The organism is uncultured Cardiobacterium sp., assembly GCF_938028185.1.
Lineage (GTDB): Bacteria > Pseudomonadota > Gammaproteobacteria > Cardiobacteriales > Cardiobacteriaceae > Cardiobacterium.
Genome location: NZ_CALJAH010000363.1, coordinates 1 through 16,792 on the forward strand (window position 1 = coordinate 1; position 16,792 = coordinate 16,792).

19 protein-coding genes and 1 tRNA gene are annotated in these 16,792 nt (G+C 60.8%); 8 read left to right on the top strand and 12 right to left on the bottom strand.

Annotated elements, in window-relative coordinates; all coding sequences use genetic code 11:
• Window positions 1-137: 137 nt before the first annotated feature.
• The 5 genes from Q0349_RS10655 to pcnB form a co-directional block, all read right to left on the bottom strand.
• Window positions 138-230 (bottom strand) — tRNA-Ser (locus Q0349_RS10655).
• Window positions 231-282: 52 nt separating this feature from the next.
• A complete protein-coding gene (gene csrA / locus Q0349_RS10660; protein ID WP_004141086.1) occupies window positions 283-474 on the bottom strand; it encodes a carbon storage regulator CsrA in 192 nt (63 codons plus the stop codon).
• 603 nt (window positions 475-1,077) lie between these two features.
• On the bottom strand, window positions 1,078-1,302 hold the full coding sequence (locus Q0349_RS10665) for a hypothetical protein (RefSeq protein WP_298080917.1): 225 nt from the start codon (window positions 1,300-1,302) through the stop codon (window positions 1,078-1,080).
• Entirely contained in the window at window positions 1,292-1,813 is a 522-nt protein-coding gene (folK, locus tag Q0349_RS10670; protein WP_298080919.1) for a 2-amino-4-hydroxy-6-hydroxymethyldihydropteridine diphosphokinase, read from the bottom strand. The genes Q0349_RS10665 and folK overlap by 11 nt, the downstream gene beginning before the upstream one ends.
• Before the next feature lie 113 nt (window positions 1,814-1,926).
• Window positions 1,927-3,219: a polynucleotide adenylyltransferase PcnB gene (gene pcnB, locus Q0349_RS10675; protein WP_298080920.1), complete on the bottom strand. Its 1,293-nt coding sequence runs from the start codon at window positions 3,217-3,219 to the stop codon at window positions 1,927-1,929.
• Window positions 3,220-3,503: 284 nt separating this feature from the next.
• Here pcnB and Q0349_RS10680 point away from each other — a divergent pair, with 284 nt between their 5' ends.
• Window positions 3,504-4,274: a formate/nitrite transporter family protein gene (locus tag Q0349_RS10680; RefSeq protein WP_298080921.1), complete on the top strand. Its 771-nt coding sequence runs from the start codon at window positions 3,504-3,506 to the stop codon at window positions 4,272-4,274.
• A gap of 146 nt (window positions 4,275-4,420) precedes the next feature.
• Here the strand turns inward: Q0349_RS10680 and pgi are convergent, their stop codons facing one another.
• Entirely contained in the window at window positions 4,421-6,001 is a 1,581-nt protein-coding gene (pgi, locus tag Q0349_RS10685) for a glucose-6-phosphate isomerase (RefSeq protein WP_298080922.1), read from the bottom strand.
• Window positions 6,002-6,009: 8 nt separating this feature from the next.
• Window positions 6,010-7,632, bottom strand: a complete 1,623-nt coding sequence (locus Q0349_RS10690; RefSeq protein WP_298080923.1) for an alpha-D-glucose phosphate-specific phosphoglucomutase — start codon at window positions 7,630-7,632, stop codon at window positions 6,010-6,012.
• Window positions 7,633-7,805: 173 nt separating this feature from the next.
• Here Q0349_RS10690 and Q0349_RS10695 point away from each other — a divergent pair, with 173 nt between their 5' ends.
• The gene (locus Q0349_RS10695) at window positions 7,806-8,633 is read left to right on the top strand and encodes a class I SAM-dependent methyltransferase (RefSeq protein ID WP_298080924.1); all 828 of its coding nucleotides are present in this window, start codon (window positions 7,806-7,808) and stop codon (window positions 8,631-8,633) included.
• Window positions 8,634-8,695: 62 nt separating this feature from the next.
• Complete coding sequence (locus Q0349_RS10700; protein WP_298080925.1) at window positions 8,696-9,394, top strand: glutamine amidotransferase; 699 nt, start codon at window positions 8,696-8,698, stop codon at window positions 9,392-9,394.
• Between the two features lie 54 nt (window positions 9,395-9,448).
• On the opposite strand, the gene Q0349_RS10705 is transcribed toward Q0349_RS10700, so the two are convergent.
• Window positions 9,449-10,138, bottom strand: coding sequence for an adhesin (locus tag Q0349_RS10705; RefSeq protein WP_298080926.1), 690 nt, complete (start codon window positions 10,136-10,138; stop codon window positions 9,449-9,451).
• A gap of 193 nt (window positions 10,139-10,331) precedes the next feature.
• Here Q0349_RS10705 and Q0349_RS10710 point away from each other — a divergent pair, with 193 nt between their 5' ends.
• Window positions 10,332-10,760, top strand: a complete 429-nt coding sequence (locus Q0349_RS10710) for an MliC family protein (protein ID WP_298080928.1) — start codon at window positions 10,332-10,334, stop codon at window positions 10,758-10,760.
• Window positions 10,761-11,270: 510 nt separating this feature from the next.
• Here Q0349_RS10710 and Q0349_RS10715 read toward each other — a convergent pair.
• From Q0349_RS10715 to hemE, 3 genes are read right to left on the bottom strand one after another with little or no spacing between them, the layout of a single operon-like run.
• On the bottom strand, window positions 11,271-11,624 hold the full coding sequence (locus tag Q0349_RS10715) for a RidA family protein (protein ID WP_298080929.1): 354 nt from the start codon (window positions 11,622-11,624) through the stop codon (window positions 11,271-11,273).
• A 41-nt stretch (window positions 11,625-11,665) separates the two neighbouring features.
• Entirely contained in the window at window positions 11,666-12,217 is a 552-nt protein-coding gene (locus Q0349_RS10720) for a hypothetical protein (protein ID WP_298080930.1), read from the bottom strand.
• Window positions 12,214-13,263 carry a uroporphyrinogen decarboxylase gene (gene hemE, locus Q0349_RS10725; protein ID WP_298080931.1) on the bottom strand — a complete coding sequence of 350 codons (1,050 nt, stop codon included), beginning with the start codon at window positions 13,261-13,263 and terminating at the stop codon, window positions 12,214-12,216. The genes Q0349_RS10720 and hemE overlap by 4 nt, the downstream gene beginning before the upstream one ends.
• A 93-nt stretch (window positions 13,264-13,356) precedes the next feature.
• Between hemE and Q0349_RS10730 the strand changes: the two genes are divergently transcribed.
• From Q0349_RS10730 to Q0349_RS10740, 3 genes are read left to right on the top strand one after another with little or no spacing between them, the layout of a single operon-like run.
• On the top strand, window positions 13,357-13,620 hold the full coding sequence (locus Q0349_RS10730) for a GlsB/YeaQ/YmgE family stress response membrane protein (protein ID WP_298080933.1): 264 nt from the start codon (window positions 13,357-13,359) through the stop codon (window positions 13,618-13,620).
• Window positions 13,617-14,459, top strand: coding sequence for a diaminopimelate epimerase (gene dapF, locus Q0349_RS10735; RefSeq protein WP_298080934.1), 843 nt, complete (start codon window positions 13,617-13,619; stop codon window positions 14,457-14,459). Before Q0349_RS10730 ends, dapF begins: the two co-directional genes overlap by 4 nt.
• A gap of 17 nt (window positions 14,460-14,476) precedes the next feature.
• On the top strand, window positions 14,477-15,385 hold the full coding sequence (locus tag Q0349_RS10740; protein WP_298080936.1) for a tyrosine recombinase XerC: 909 nt from the start codon (window positions 14,477-14,479) through the stop codon (window positions 15,383-15,385).
• A gap of 45 nt (window positions 15,386-15,430) precedes the next feature.
• Here Q0349_RS10740 and Q0349_RS10745 read toward each other — a convergent pair whose 3' ends face one another.
• Complete coding sequence (locus tag Q0349_RS10745) at window positions 15,431-16,012, bottom strand: NAD(P)H-dependent oxidoreductase (protein WP_366916316.1); 582 nt, start codon at window positions 16,010-16,012, stop codon at window positions 15,431-15,433.
• A gap of 167 nt (window positions 16,013-16,179) precedes the next feature.
• On the opposite strand from Q0349_RS10745, the gene Q0349_RS10750 reads away from it, so the two are divergent.
• Window positions 16,180-16,749 carry an alpha/beta hydrolase-fold protein gene (locus Q0349_RS10750; protein ID WP_298080939.1) on the top strand — a complete coding sequence of 190 codons (570 nt, stop codon included), beginning with the start codon at window positions 16,180-16,182 and terminating at the stop codon, window positions 16,747-16,749.
• The last annotated feature ends 43 nt before the right edge of the window (window positions 16,750-16,792 follow it).

Consider the following 16,792-nt stretch of genomic DNA (forward strand, 5'->3'; position numbering starts at 1 on the left):
TCCCCCGCCTCATACTGTGTGTTGCATCGCCTCGCTGTACAGGGCTTGTGAGGATGCTATACCGCGTCCTTGTGATTTTACGCGGGCATGATTGGGACGAAAAAAAACCACCTTGAACAAGGTGGTTTTTTGGATGGTGGCGGAGAGAGGGGGATTCGAACCCCCGATAGGGCTATAAACCCTATACTCCCTTAGCAGGGGAGCGCCTTCAGCCTCTCGGCCATCTCTCCTTAAGGAAGTCGCGCATTATACGGATTTCCATCGTGCTGTAAAGCGTGGGCTTTACTCGTTGCCGGAGTGGTTTCCGGGGTTGTCTCCCATCAGTCGCTGGTAGATTTCTTCGCGGTGGACAGCGATGTGGTCGGGCGCCTTGATGCCCAATCGCACCTGGTTTCCCTTGACCGCCAATACTGTCACTTCGATGTCGTCATCAATAATGATGGTTTCTCCTACCCTGCGGGTAAGTATCAACATAACAATGCTCCTGGATTTTTCATAATTCTCTGTCTGCGCATGAAAATCATACATTTGTACGGCAAGCGCCCAAGATGCTGTTGTTTTCATACCAAGCGCGCCGTTTTGTAATGTGTGACCGCCTGCATTCGGCGTGGTGCGCTTGTACCTTCGAGGTTTTTCCGGTTCCTTGCCTCAGGGGGACCGGTTTCGGCTTGCGATGCCGCGGTCAGCGGCACGGGTCCTGTTCTTCCTGGGGGCTTCTGTCGCAATTTCTTGTTTTTGCAACGGAAGTTTTTGACAAGCCGTTTTCCTCATTTTTTCACATTTATCCACATTTGTTTTGTTGTGGTTTTGATGTGTGTCAACCTGTTTTTGAGGCGCGGCTATTGTAAGCAAAAAATTTTTTTCTTCCAAACGGATTTGGTGTTTTATCCGTATGTTATGAATTTTTAATGTGGTTTCAACGGGTTATTTTGTTTCTGTTTGCGCAGGCTTGTGAAATTTATGGGCGATATTTTTTGCTTCGCGAGTGCTTTTTAGGGGTGTGAAGTTTGTAACAGGCCACTAACAGCGCCGTTTTTGTCGCTGTTCGACGCCGTTGGCCGCCTGTTTGCACCGGTTTCAGTCGTCGTCGCGGTATTCGTCGTCGTAGCCGTAGTCGTCGAGGTTGTCGCGTTCGTCGCCTTCGTCGTCGTAGTACCAGCCGTCTTCGCTGCTGCGTTCGAGGTTGTCCCAGTCTTCTTCGTAGTCTTCGGCGTTTTCTTCGTCTTCCATTTGTTGCCACTCGCGTTCGAGCTCGGCTTCGCGGTCGTAGTTTTCGTCGTCGTAGTCGTCTTCAGGGTGCATGGTTGTCTCCGGGGTTGGGGGTGGGGTGCCAGTCGGGATGGGTGACGGGCTCGATGCCGGTGCTATCGCAGCGGGCGAGGTATTCGCGCACGGTGTGTTCGCCGAGCGGGAGTTCGGGGTCAAGGTCGGCCAGCGGGCGCAGGACGAAGGCGCGTTCGTGGATGCCGGGGTGTGGCAGGGTGAGGCGCGGGTGGTCAAGGTGCAGGTCGTCGTAGCGGAGCAGGTCGAGGTCGAGGGTACGCGGCGCGTTTTTGTAGGGGCGTTCGCGGCCTTGTTGGTGTTCGATGGTTTGTAGCAGGTCGAGCAGCGGCAGCGGTTCGAGGGCGGTGCGGTAGCGGACGACGGCGTTCAGGTAGTCGGGTTGGGCGGTGTCGCAGCCCCAGGGCGGGGTACGGTAGAGGCGGGAGGCGCCGGTTTCGGTGAGCTGCGCGGCGAGGGTGCGACGGGCGCGGTTAAGTTGGGCGACGGGATTTTGCTGGTTGCTGCCGTAAGCGATCCAGATGGTGTGCATGGTTGTTAGGGGCGATTGGTCATTCTTTTGGATACGGTCGCTACGCGGTTTGTCTGCTGTCCCCACTCTAACCCTCCCCACGGGGGAGGGGAAATGTCCTGTCCGCTGTCAGGTCAGGTTTTTTTGCGACGGCTGCTGCGGTTGCGGCGTTTGCGCGGGGTGGCAGCGGGTTCGTCGTCGTCGGGCTCAGGGCTGTCGGGGTCTTGTTGCAGCGCGGTCCAAAGTGCGACGAGGTCGGTGAGGTCTTCGCCCGCCCCCTGGCGCACGAGGAGGAAGTCGTAGGCGGCGCGGAAGCGCGGATGGGCGAGGACGCTGTGCATTTTGCGGATGTTGCCGCGCGCGGCCTGTTCGAGGCGGGCTTGCAGCGCCCAGATTTCGCGGATCATGCCGCGCAGGCGCACCGGGATGGAGACGCGCTCGCTGGCGGCGATGTGGACGAGGTCGATGGCTTCGTGCATGGCGCTGTGCCAGTTGTCGCGCTCTTTGAGCAGGCCGCGGTACTGGAGCTGGTACACCGGCCAGAGGATGGCGGCCAGCAGGAAGGCGATGGTGACGGGTTTGTCGGCGTGGATGCGTGCGTCGGTGTTGGCGAGTGCGATGCGCACCATGTTTTGTGCGTATTGGGCGTAGGCGGCGTTGTCGTGGTGGTAGGTTTGTTCGGCGTCGGGGAAGAGCGCGGCGAAGAGGCCGTGTTGTTGCAGGACGTCAAAGCAGGTTTCGCCGTAGCCGCTCATGAACAGTTTTTGCGTTTCGTCAAAGAGGCGGGCGGCGGGGACGGCGCGCAGGTTGTCGCGACAGTCAGCGATGGCGGCTTCGGTCGCGGCTTCGAGCGGCATCCCCAGTTTGGCGGCGAAGCGGGCAGCGCGCAGCATCCGCACCGGGTCTTCGGTGTAGCGCGCGACCGGGTCGCCGATGATGCGGATGATGCGGCGTTCGATGTCGTCCAGCGCACCGACGTAGTCGCGCAGCTGGTCGTTTTTGCTGTCGTAGTAGAGCGCGTTGATGGTGAAGTCGCGGCGGATGACGTCGTCTTCGAGGGTGCCGTAGTGGTTGTCTTCGAGGACGGAGCCGTAGCTGTCGGTGCGCGCTTCGCGTTCGGGCGGGGCGCGGAAGGTGGCGACTTCGATGATGTCGCGGCCAAAGTGGATGTGCGCGAGGCGGAAACGGCGGCCAATGAGGCGGCAGTTGCGGAAGATGCCGGCGACTTGTTCGGGACGGGCGCTTGTCGCGATGTCGAAGTCTTTGGGCTGTTTGCCGAGGAGCAGGTCGCGAATGCAGCCGCCGACGAGGTAGGCCTCATATCCGGCTTCGTCCAGTTGGCGCAGGATTTTCAGGGCGCGCGGGTCGATTTGTTGCGGATCAATCGGGTGCTCGCGAACGACGGGTGTTGTTGCGGCTAGGGTCATCAGGAAATTCCTTGTCAAAGCCCCGTGCGGGCGGGGCGGTAGTATTCTGCGGGAAAGGCGCTTGCTTTCCGGTCTGGGTGTGCGAGTGGAATGTGGTTGCCACGGGATGCGGAATGGCGACGGGTTCCCTGTCGCAGGCGCGTGGCGGGCGCGCATTGTATCGTGTTACACAATGCTAAATCCAGCCGGGGGCGGGGACGGCAAACCTTTTGTGAAGGGCGGCGACAGCGGCGATACAATGCGCCACTTTCCTCTCATTTTTTATAAATTTTAAGGAGCCAAACATGGCTGGCAGTGTCCTTGATCCGAAGGATATTCTTGAATACAGCGCCCACAAGGGCACGATGAAAGCGGAAAACCGCGCCGACCGCCTCGCGGTACTCGGCTTCCTCGGTGGCGCGTTCATCTCGGTCGGCTATCTCGCCTATGTGCGCATTGTCGCCGCCATGCCGCACGAGCTGGCGGGGCTGGGCAAACTGCTCGGCGCGGCGGTATTCCCGGTCGGCCTCGTCTGCATCCTGCTTGGCGGCGGCGAACTCATTACCGGCAACATGATGGCGCTGCCGGTCGCCTGGCTGAAGCGGCACATCACCCTGCGCCAGTGGGCGCGCAACTGGGCGATTGTGACCGCGACCAACATCCTCGGCGCGTTTTTCATCGCCTGGTTTTTCGGTCACTACATCGGCCTCACCGAAGGCGCGGCGCTGGCGGAAACCATTGAAGTGGCGCACGGCAAGGTTGATGCCAGCTTCGGCCAGGCAGTCGTCTCCGGCATCGGCTGCAACTGGCTGGTGTGCATGGGGCTGTGGCTCTGCTACGGCGCCGACACCTTCAGCGGCAAAATCCTCGGCACCTGGTTTCCGGTGATGGTGTTCGTCGCCATCGGCTTCCAGCACGTGGTCGCCAATATGTTTGTCATCCCGGCAGCCATCTGGGGCGGTGGCGATATCACCTGGGCGCAGTTCGGCGAAAACATGATTGCCGTCTATCTCGGCAACGTGCTGGGCGGCACGGTGATGGTCGGCGGGCTGTATTACGCGGCGTATCGTGACTGATTCTGCGGGAAACGCGGGTGCAAAAAAGCCGGGCATTGCCCGGTTTTTTTGTCGAGAGAACCGCCTGTTGGGGCGGCGGGGTAAGCCCCGGGGATGGCTATACATACACGATAGCGGGAATCGTGTATGTATATGCTTCAGGCCACTCAAGACTTCAGGTAATCAATAATGGCGGTGGTGGACGGGTCATGCGTGCCGGTTTTGCCCGCAAGGCTCGCTTCTGTGCCTTTTGCCAGCACTTTGCCCAGTTCGACGCCCCACTGGTCGTAGGCATTCACGTCGTAGAGGATGGCTTGCACCGTCACTTTGTGTTCGTAGAGGGCGATAAACGCGCCGAGGCAGGCCGGGGTGAGCGCGTCCAGAATGATGGTGGTGCTGGGGCGGTTGCCGGGGCAGGTGCGCTGGTAGCGTTCGGCTTCGGGGATGTTTTGCAGGTCGCTTTCGTCGCGGCCGCGCATCAGCGCTTCGGCCTGCGCGGTGCAGTGGCCGTGAATGATGCGTTGCGCGTCTTCGTAGCCTTTGGGCGGGGTTTTCACGGTGACGAAGTCTATCGGGATGTGGCGCTGTCCCTGGTGGATGAGCTGGAAGAAGGCGTGTTGCGCCTCGGTTCCCGTGCCGCCCCAGACGATGATGCCGCTCGGCTTGGTCAGCGGTTCGCCTGCGCGGTTGGCGCGTTTGCCGAGGCTTTCCATGTCGAGCTGTTGCAGGTATTGCGGGAACGGCTCCATCGGGTTGCAGTAGGTGATGACGGCGCGGTTGTTCCAGTTGAAGTAGTGGTTGTACCACGCTTCCAGCGTCGCCAGCCACACAGGCATATTCGCCATCAGCGGCGCGGTCTGGAAGTGTTGGTCCATTTCGTGCGCACCGGCGAGCAGTTCGGCGTAAGCGTCGTAGCCGTTTTGCAGGATGAAGGGCAGGCTGATGGCCGACCACAGCGAGAAGCGGCCGCCGACCCAGTCCCAGAACGGTAGCACGCGCTCGGCAGCGATGCCAAAGGCGGCGGCTTTATCGACGTTGGCGGAGAGCGCAATCATTTGCCCGTCGGCCTTTTCGCCACCGGCGGCGCGCAGCCATTCGCGCATATAGCCCGCATTCGTCAGGGTTTCTTCGGTGCCGAAACTCTTGGAGGCGACAATCAGCAGCGTGGTTGCCGGGTTGAGGCGGCGTTTGAGTTCGCTGATTTTCACCGGGTCGGGGGTGGCGAGGAAATGCACGCGGATGCGGTCGTCGGCGAGGTGTTTGAAGGCGGTGCAGAGCAGGCGCGGGCCGAGTTCGGAGCCGCCGATGCCGATGTGGATGACGTCGGTAATGGCCTGGCCGTCAAAGCCTTTCCATTCGCCGCCGCGCACGCGCTCGCTGATGACTTTCATCCGTTCGCGCACGGCGCGGATGTGCGGGCTGACGTCTTCGCCATTGACGACGAAGGGCTGATCCGCTGGCGCGCGCAGGCGGTGGTGCAGCGCCGGGCGGTGTTCGCCGGTGTTCACATTGTCGCCACGGGTGATGGCGGCGATGCCTTCAGCGACGCCCGCTTCATCCACCCATTGTTGCCACAGCGCCTTGGTTTGCGCGTTGATGTGGTTTTTCGAGAGGTCGAGATAAATGCCCGCCTGTTTCAGCGTCCAGTCGGCGACGCGGTTCGGCTCGGCGGCGAACCATTCGGTCATCCGTTTGCCGAGGACGGTTTCTTTGTGCGACTTCAGTTTGTCGTGGAGATTGCTCATCATGGGATTCCTCAAACGATATTGTCGGGTTGGCTGCGGCCAAAGAAATGTTCTAGATTCATCATGCCCTGCGCCATCGTTGCCAGGGTGGAAGTGGTACCGGCGAGCGCGGGCGCGGCGTTAATATCCTGCTGCCAGTATTCAACATACATCCGCATGGTCGCGCCACGGGTATCCGTACCGGAAAGGCGGCAAATAATCCGTGCCTGCGGGCCGAATTGTATTTGCAATCCCTGGTTCGGGCTGGTTTCGCCATTGGTCGGGTCGGAATAATTGAATTGTCCGGCATCGGTAATTGGCAATCCGCTAATAGTCTGACCAATCATTTTGACGAGTTGCGCCTCGAATTGTTTCAGCATATCCGTCGCCGTATCCTTGTCCAGCCCGGTGTAATCAAAGCGGTTGAAAATATGGCGGCCATAACGCTTCCAGTGTGCCTCAATAATTTCATCCGGGGTTTTGCCGGTTGCCGCCTGCAAATTAAGCCAGCACAATACCGCCCAGATACCGTCTTTTTCGCGGATATGATTGCCGCCGGTACCAAAACTTTCCTCGCCGCAGAGATGAATCATGTCGGCATCAAGCAAATTGGCAAAGAATTTCCAGCCGGTCGGTGTTTCATAATAATTCAGCCCATGTGCAATGCAGACCGCATCGACCGCGCGGCTGGTCGGCATGGTGCGTCCCACGCCCTTGAGCGATTTCAGGCAGGGAATGAGCGCGTGATTGTCGGCAATCACCGCCATGCTGTCGCAGGGGTTAATAAAATGCTTGCGTCCGGTAATCAAATTGCGGTCGCCATCGCCATCGCTCGCCGCGCCCATCACCACCGATTCATTGGCTGCAATCGCCGCCTTCAATTCATCAATATGCGCCGGGGACGGATCGGGGTGGCCGCCGCCAAAATCGGGAAGCGGCTTCGTATTGAGCAAGAATTGCTGCGGCAATCCCAAACGGCGGTGGAAAACCTCAATCGCATACGGGCCGGTGGCAGCGTGCATCGCATCAAAAACAAAAGGATGTTTGGCGATATGCGCTTTAATCGCCGGGAAATCAAACAGCGATTCCATCAAATCCGCATAATCGGCGGTGCTGCTAATCACGCGCAATTCCGTATCACCAAGGCGGTAACTGCCCGGCTTGTCGAGCGGCGGCAATTCCACCTCGGCAATCGTATATTCCGTCAGCGATTTGGAAACCGCATAAGCCGCTTCGGTGGCGTGCTCCGGCGCGGGTTGCCCGGCGGACAAATTGAACTTGATGCCAAAATCGCCATCCTTGCCGCCCGGATTGTGGCTCGCCGACAAAATAATGCCGAAATCGGCCTTGTAATGGCGGATGACGTGCGACGCGGCAGGGGTAGACAGCAGGCCGTTTTCGCCGAGCAGAATCAGTTTCGCGCCCTGCGCCACCGCCATTTTCAGGACAATGGCGACCGCTTCGGCGCAGTAATAGCGGCCATCACCGCCGACGACAATCGTCTTGCCCGCGACCCCGCCGAGCGAGGTGAAAACGGACTGGATAAAACTCTCGGTGTAGTGCGGCTGCTGGTAATGCGGCACCGGCTTGCGCAGACCGGAGGTGCCGGGGCGTTGATCGGTAAACGCGGTGAACTTTATCGTCTTGATATTCATGAAATTACCTCATCGGTGGTTAGTGGGTTTACCGTATTTTAACGCTAACCCTGTGCATTTGGTATCACCAACTCCACACGTTAATGTGGATTGGTGAGGATGATGAGGAAAGTTGCCGTAGGCGTGCCGCGCGTATAATGCGAACCCCTTTCAACAACCTGCAAGGAGCCCCGATGAACGGAAAAATCTCCCCCGAAACCAGCGCCCTCTCCACCACCATGCTCATCCCGCTGTGGGCGAAAGCGGCCGAACAGGAGCGCCCGGAAAATGAACGCCTGCTCACCGACGCGGAAGCGCCACGGATGCTGGCGCAGATTGACTACGATTTCAGCAAATTCAACAACATCGTCATGTCGCAAGTCGGCTGCTGCGGTCGCGCGCATATTTTTGACGAAGAAGCGCGCCGCTTCATCGCCGCCCATCCCGATGCTGTCGTTGTCCAGCTCGGCGCCGGGCTGGACGCGCGTTACGAACGCCTTGGCCGTCCCGCCGTTACCGCCTGGTACGACCTTGACCTGCCGGAGGTGATTGCACTGCGCCGCCAGCTCCTGCCGGAAAGCGGCAATCACTACCTCGGCTCCTCAATGTTGGACGAAAGCTGGATGCAGACCGCAGCCGCCCACGGCAAGCCGGTGCTGCTCTTGTGCGAAGGCGTGCTGATGTATTTCGATGCCGCCACGGTGAAAGATTACCTCGCCACCCTCGCCCGCCATCTGCCGCAGGCGGTGTTTGTCTTTGACATCGTGCCGCCGTTCCTCGTTGGCAAGGCGAAAAAACACGACGCGCTCGGCAAAATGGGCGAAGACGTGCCGGAATTTCAATGGTCGCTCAAGGACAACCGCGAACTGGAACAATGGCTGCCGGGGCTGAAACTGGAAGCCGAAAGCGAGCTGAGCCGCTACTGCGGCAAACGCTACCTGCTCATCGCCCGCCTGATGTACATGACGAAATGGGGACGGCGCAACATGGACCAGCACATCGTGCGGGTGCGCTTGCCCTGAAACCAAAAACCGCGCCCCCTACGGCGGGCGCCCCTCCCTATCCCTGACCCAAAAGGAACCCCATGCCACCCATCACCATCCTTCGCCTCGGCACCCCCGGCGCCGCCACCTGCGCCCGCCTCGGCGGCTACACCGACTGGATTGCCCGCCATCTCAGCGGCAAAATCCGCGTCGTTGACATCCTCGGCGGCGAAACTGCACCCGCGCACGACGACTGCCGCGCCGTCATCCTCACCGGTTCGGCGCACATGGTGGACGAACGCCAGCCGTGGAGCGAGGCGCTGCGCCCGTGGCTACAAACGGCAGTCGCGCGCGAACTGCCCGTGTTCGGCATCTGCTACGGTCACCAACTGCTGGCCGATGCCCTCGGCGGCACGACCGGCAACAACCCGCGCGGCGCGGAAAACGGCAATATCACCCTGCGCCGCTTGCCCGCCTGCGACGATGACCCGCTGTTTGCGCCGCTACCGCCGACCTTCACCGCCAACGCCACCCACATCCAGAGCGTGCTGCGCCTGCCGCAAGGCGCGGTCGCCCTCGTCGCCAATGATCACGACCCGCACCAGGCCTACCGCATCGGCAAATGCGCCTGGGGCGTGCAATTCCACCCGGAATTTGGCCAGGAGGCGATGCGCGACAACCTCGCACAAAAACGCGACCGCCTCGCCCATATCGACGCGATGATTGCCGCCGTCCCTGAGTCAACGCCGCACGCAACCGCGCTGCTGCAACGCTTTGCCGCTTACGCTGTGGCACACTAAACACATCAACATAAAAAGCCCGCATCTGCGGGCTTTTTTGTGAGCTGGGAATGCTTAATTCGCGCTGCAATCTTTGTAAACCAGTTCGCCATTTGGCGCGGTAATCATGATGTCGTTTTGGCGGAAATTGTTAGCATCCATATTGGAGCTGGTCAGGCTGTATCCGGCGCCGTCCTTGAAGAAGGTATCGACGTTGTCGGAGCGGTTCAGGTCGTATTGCATGACGCGCTTACGCCCGTTGACCACCGCTTCCGCTTTTACCGGAACGCCCGCGTCATTAAAGGCGTAATTGACCTTGACGCGGCGGTCATTGAGGCACATATAGGAAACGCTGCCCGTCTTGGCAATTTTTCCGGCATTGTTGCGGGCATTGTCCGGCGCGGCAGATTTCGCCGCCGGTTCGCAATCCTTGTAAAGGATTTCGCTATCGGGCGACATAATCATGATGGCCGCATTGCGGTAATTGCCCGCATTAAGTTCGGAGGCGGTCAGGTTATAACCGCTTGCGTCCTTGAAGAAGGTATCGACATTGTCGGAGCGGTTCAAATCGTATTTCATCAGGCGTTTTTCGCCGTTCAGGGTGGCGGTTGCCTGGGTCGGCACGCCCTGCCGGTTGAAGGTGTAATTGACGCTGACTTTTTTGTCGTTCTGGCATTGGTAGGTGACGGTGCCACCGGCGGCGGAAGCGGTCGCAGAAACGGCAAGTGCCAGGGTAGCGGCAGCGGCGGGAATCCAAAGTTTCATAAATACTCCTGCGTAAGGATAAAGGAAGGGGAATGACAGCCCTGTGTGCGGCTGCGGCGCGCAGTATAAGGCATACAATTCGCACCGGGCTTGCCAAATGGAAAACTTGCCAAAGTGTATGCGCGCGGCGCGGGAGCGTCTTTTATGATGCGCGCACCGCCGCCCGGTGCGGCTTTTTCCAACTGGAGTTTTCATGAAATCTGTATCTTTCATCCTGCCCGCGCTCGCTGCTTTCGGCCTGGCTGCCTGTGGCGGCAATACTGGCGGCAACGGCAATATTGGCATTCCCGCCAATCCGGTGCCGAATCCGCCCGCGAACAATTATCCCGCGCCGCAACAGCCGCAAGCGGGCGGCGTCACCCATTTCGATTGCGACAATGGTCTCGGCGTCAATATCCGCATTTTGAACACCAGCCAGATTGAGCTGCGCCTCGACGACAAGGCAATGGTGATGCAAAACGCCGTCGCCGGTTCCGGCGCGCGCTATGTCAGCAACAGCGGCCTCTTTGGTCGTGGCGGCGAGTGGCACCAAAAAGGCATGAGCGAGGCCCTCTTCGCCTTCACCGACTCCTACGGCAACGCGGTGGAAACCACCTGCCGCAGCGGCGTGAACCGCATCTGAAGCAGCGTCTTGATGCACGCACGGGGTTGGACGTTATCGGCGTCCTGCCCCGTTTTTGTTTTACTCGAACGCAAGGGGCATTCCGCAAAATGGAATCGGGCAGTTACGCTACGCTAACCGCCCCTACGCGTTCCCGGACTCCACGCAAAATGTGGGCGCATTTTGCGTGGGAACCGCCCGTAGGGGCGAGGGATTCTTCATTTGTAAACAGCCCTTCAGCCAATGCGGTTGCCGCAGCGACGATTTTGCGACCTGCACCACTGATTTGTAGGGTGTGTGCCGCAGGCACGCACGCGTCTCCCGCTGCCCCAATTCTCGCGTGCGTGTCGGCTGCGCCGCCACATACCCTACGCACGGAGTGCTTCATTAAGGTACTACTGGGAAACTGTCCGGGGTATGGCGACGTTATTTGGGCGGACTTGCGACTATTATTCGCCGCCTGAAATGCAAAAAACCGCCGGAGGGCGGTTTTTTGTGGCGTGCCGCTTTCGGGTGCAACCGCCGTCATTGTCACGGCGCTCGCACTGCCGCCGTCAGCCGGATTTCCACTTTCCAGCCGGGGTGCACCAGTTTGGCCTGCACGCAGACGCGGGCGGGCGCGCGGCCAGGTGCGGTCCAGGCGTCCCAGACGGCATTCATCGCGTCGTAGTCGGCAAGGTCGGCGAGGTAGATGGTCGCCTCCAGGATGTGCGCCTTGTCCGAGCCGCAGCGGGCGAGCAGCGCGTCAATTTGTGCCAGTACGCTGCGGGTTTGCGCGGCGGCATCGGCGCTGGCGTCTTCCGGCACTTGTCCGCCAAGATGGATGATGCCGTGGTGGATGGTCGCGTCGCTGTAGCGTGCTTCGGGGTCGATGTAGGTAATCATGGTGTTTCCTGTGTGAACCGGCGGGGCGGACGGGGGCGGGTTTAACCAAGCAGCCGCAGGTGGACTTTCTCTCCGCTGGCAACCGCCTGTTGCAGCAGCGGTTTGAGGGCATGGATGTCTTCGAGGACAAGCTCCGGGGTGAGTTCGATGCTGTCTTCGTCGTCTTCGTCTTCGTCTTCGTCGTCATCGCCCGCGCAGCAGCCGCAGCCGTCGTCGCAATGGCAGCCGTCTTCGTCGTCGTCCGCAAAGTCGTCGTCATCATCATCATCGGCGGCGGCTTGATAGAGGCTGTCCGGGTCTTGTTGCAGTTGCCGCTCCAGCGCTTCCAGCACGGCGAGCAGTTTGGCCGGGTCGTGCCAGGCGGCGGGTTCGCGCAGCGCGTCCCGTTCGATGTCCGCGTCTTCCGGCAGGTTGTCTTCGTCTGTCAGCCACTGCGCGCGCAATTCGCTGTCGTCCACGTATTCGGAAAGCGGCGTGATGCCGAGTTTTTCGCAAAGCGCGTCGAGGTTGAGCTGGAAGTAGTAGAGGCCGTGCAGGTCTTCTTCGTACAGCGCGGTGCCGTGTTCGTTCATCAGCCAGTAGGTCATGCTCATGGGGTTTCCTTGTGGTATTGGGGGCTGTATTTGTGCACGGCTTCGATCATCGCCGCCGCGTGTTCGGGCGGGATGTCCGGGGTGATGCCGTGGCCAAGGTTGAAGATGTGGCCGTGGCCGTGGCCGTAGTCGGCGAGCACGCGGCGCACTTCGTTTTCGATGGTTTCCGGGCTGGCGCGCAATATGGCGGGGTCAAGGTTGCCTTGCAGGGCGATGTTTTCGCCGAGGATGCGCCGCGCCTGCGCCAGCGGTGTCGTCCAGTCAAGGCCGACGGCTGCCGCGCCGCTGTCTTTCATCATTTCCAGCCAGTTGCCGCCGCCTTTGGTGAAGAGGATGACCGGCGCTTTGCCACCGATGCCGCTGATGATGCGCTGCATGTAGGCAAGGGAAAATTCGCGGTACGCCTGCCAGGCAAGGCTGCCGCCCCAGCTGTCGAACAGCATCACCGCTTGCGCGCCCGCTTCGATTTGCGCCAGCAGGTAAGCGGTAACGGCGCTCGCCAGTTTGTCGAGCAAGAGGTGCAGGGTGCGCGGCTCTTGGTACAGCATCGCTTTGGCGCGGGCGAAATCGCGGCTGGCCTCGCCTTCTATCATGTAGGTGGCAAGCGTCCACGGGCTGCCGGCGAAGCCGATGAGCGGCACGCGCCCGTCCAGTTCGCGCTTGATGAGGCGTACCGCCTGCATGACGTAGCCGAGGTCGTCGTTCATGTCGGGAATGGGCAATGCCTGCACGTCGGCAGGGCTGCGCACCGGGCGGTCAAACGCCGGGCCTTCGCCGGGGACGAAGGAAAGCCCCAGCCCCATCGCGTCAGGGATGGTGAGGATGTCGGAGAAGAGGATGGCGGCGTCGAGCGGGAAGCGCGCCAGCGGTTGCAGCGTCACTTCGCAGGCGAGTTCCGGCGTTTGGCACAGCGTCATGAACTGTCCCGCCACTTCGCGGGTGGCGCGGTATTCGGGCAGGTAGCGCCCGGCCTGACGCATCATCCACACCGGGGTGCGTGGCACGGGTTCGCCGCGCAAAACGCGCAGCAGCAGGTCGTTTTTCATGAAATATCCTTGTGATAGCGTGGCGGTATTGTAACACCGCCCCTGCTTCAGCCCGCTATAGTGCGGGCGCTTTCAACACAAAAGGAGCAAATTATGACGATCACTATCGGTTCTGGTCTCATCTACACCATCGTTATCGGCTTTCTCGTCGGCCTTGTCGCCCGCTTCTTCTATCCGGGGCGCGACCCGATGGGCTTCATCTTCACCACCCTGCTCGGCATCGGCGGCGCGGTGGTCGCAAGCTATATCGGCCAGGCGCTGCACTGGTACCGCATCGGCCAGCCCGCCGGATTCATCGGCGCGGTTCTCGGCGCCATCCTCATCCTGCTCCTGGTCAATACCATCACGCGCCGATGAGCATCCGCCATTTCAGCAAAATGCACGGCCTCGGCAACGATTTCATCGTGCTGAACGCCCTGCAACAACCCTTTGACTGGCCGCGCGCGCGCATCAGCGCGCTGGCCGACCGCCACAGCGGCATCGGCTTTGACCAGCTGCTCATCATCGAACCCGCGCCGGACGCCGCGCACGACTACGCCTACCGCATCTTCAACGCCGACGGCGGCGAAGTTGAACACTGCGGCAACGGCGCGCGCTGCTTCGGCAAATACCTGCGCGACCACAGCCTGCACCCGCTGGACCGCCCGCTGCGCGTCGCCGTCAAACGCGGCAGCATCACCATCGCCTACGTCGGTGCGGGCGAAGACGGCAGCGAACAATACCGGGTGGACATGGGCGAGCCGGACTTTACCCCCTTCACCGCCGCGCAAACGGAGCGTCTCTACCAGCCGGTCAGCGCCGCCGGACACGAATTGCAGATGGGCATCGTCAGCATGGGCAACCCGCACACCGTCTGCGTGGTCGAAGACGTCGCCAGCGCGCCGGTTGCCGAAGTCGGTAGCGCCTTGCAACAACACCCGCTTTTCCCCGCCGCCGTCAATGCCGGCTTCATGCAAATCCGCGACCGCAGCCACATCCGCCTGCGCGTTTTTGAGCGCGGCGCGGGCGAGACACAAGCCTGCGGCACAGGCGCCTGCGCGGCGGTAGCGGTCGGCATCGCGCGCGGCTTGCTGGACGAAACCGTCACCGTTGAGCTGCCCCGCGGCACGCTCATCATCAACTGGGCAGGCGCGGGCAAACCGCTCTACATGACCGGCCCCGCCGCCACCGTTTACCACGGCGAACTGGCGGCATAACCCGCCGCATCGTCTCCATGAACGACATCGACGACTACCTCGCCTGGTTGCGTTACGAAAGCGGCAAAAGCGCGCAAACCCTTGCCACCTACCGCCGCCTGCTGCGCCAGTTTGCCGACGCCCACGCTGGGCGCGACCTGAGCGCGCTCGACAGCCAGACCCTGCAAGACTACCTGCGCAAAACCTTGGGCGGTGGCAAATACAGCCCCGCCACGCTGAACCAGCACCGCGCCGCGCTACGCGGTTACTACGGCTGGCTGCACCGCCTGCGCGGCCTGCCGACCGACCCGGCCGCCACCCTCAAACTGCCGCGCAAACCGCGCCAGCCCCTGCCCGGCGTCCTCACCCCCGAACAAATCACCACCCTGCTGGAAGCGCCCGCGACCGACAACCCGAACCTCATCCGCGACCACGCCATTCTGGAGCTTTTCTACTCCGCCGGACTGCGCCTGGCCGAACTGGCCGCGCTCAACGCGCGCGACCTCAGCGGCGACAGCACCCACCACATCATTCGCGGCAAAGGCGGGGTGGAGCGCCTCATCTTCATCGGCAGCAAGGCGCGCGAAGCCCTCGCCCGCTGGCAGGCGGTGCGCGGCCAACTGCTGAAAAAAGCGGGCGAGACAGCGCTGTTTCTCAACAAAAACGGCGGCCGCCTCACCGAACGCGGCATCGCCCTGCGCCTCAAGTCCTACGCCGCCGAACGCCTGCCCGGCGTGAACGTGCATCCGCATATGCTGCGCCACAGCTTCGCCACCCACTTGCTGCAATCCTCCGGCGACCTGCGCAGCGTGCAGGAGCTGCTCGGCCACAAAAACCTCGCCACCACGCAAATCTACACCCACCTTGACTATCAGCATCTGGCGCGCGAATACGACACCAAACACCCGCGCGCGAAGAAAGCAAATCCCAAAACAGAAAACGAATAACGAAAAAAAACCGCCACCAGGCGGTTTTTTTAATATCGACGGCAATTACGCCGCAAAGCGGGATTTCAGCTGCTGCAAAAACGCCTCACGTTGCTCTGCTTTGGAATTTGTAATATTGCCAAAATTCAGCCATTCGCGCCGCGCAATACCTACCTGCTTCAGCACCAGATTGACGAAAACGCGCTTGATCGGATTGCCCAAAAAATATTTCAGAACAAAATTCGGCGTGGTGGAAGTAGTAATGAGCGTCGCCTGGTGAATATGGGTCAGCAAACCCTTCGGCCCGGTCGCGCCAGGCGTGTAGGCAAAATTGACCTTCATGACCTTGTCCAAAAAACCCTTGGTCATCGCGGGCAGACTGCTCCACCAGACTGGACAAATAAAAATAATCTCGTCCGCCTCACGAATAAGCTGCCAATATTTCTCCACCAACGGATCAAGCGTTTCGCCCTTGCCATACAGCGCCAATTCCTCCTTGCGGAAAACCGGGTCAAAACCGTCGGCGTGCAAATCAATCAGCGCATGAGATTTCCCCTTGCCCTGCAAAGCGGCAATCACCGTTTCGAGAATGGCGTGGTTGAAACTTTTCTCATAAGGGTGGTCATAAATGATGAGGGTATGAGCCATAAAAAAACTCCAAAACAAAAAAACAAACGTCGCCATGGATAGGCGCATTTTCGCCGAATCCGGGCGCAATGCAAACCCTAACTGTCGCAAGCATCTCCCCCTCCCCGCGCCTTGCCAGCCCACCGCAACTGCCGTAGCCTCAGCGCATTTCCCCATCGGAGCATCCCATGCCTCCCGCCCGCATCCTCACCGACGAAAACCTCCGCCACTACGCCCCCGCCGCGCTGCCCGCCACCGCGCCACTCGTCCTCACCTGCCTCCAGCCGCACGAAGCCGATGCCGTCGCCGACCTGCTCACCGCCCGCGTCCATCTCCTCTCGCTGGACCGCAGCGACTGGGAGCACGCCTTCAGCCCGTGGCCCGCGCCGCGTGCCTTCAAAAAAGCGCCGGATTTCAGCGGCGGCGCGACTGAAACCCTCGCCAGTCTCGCTGCCTTGCTGCCCGCCGTCGAACAGCGCCTCGGCCTGCAACCGCGCTGGCGTGGCATCGCCGGATACTCGCTAGCCGGACTGTTCGCCGCCTGGAGCGCTTACCGCGACAGCCTGTTTCAGTGCGTCGCCTGCGTTTCCGGCTCGCTCTGGTTTGACGGCTGGACGGACTTCGCCACCACTCGCCCGCTGCAAACCCCGCCAGCGCGTGCGTACTTCTCGCTCGGCGACAGCGAAAAAAACAGCCGCCATCAACTGGCTCGCTGCCGACTAAAAACCGCAAGATTCGTCCCGCCCGCGCCCGCATAATGCGCGCCAAGGAGAACCCCATGCGCCACCCCGAATACAACGA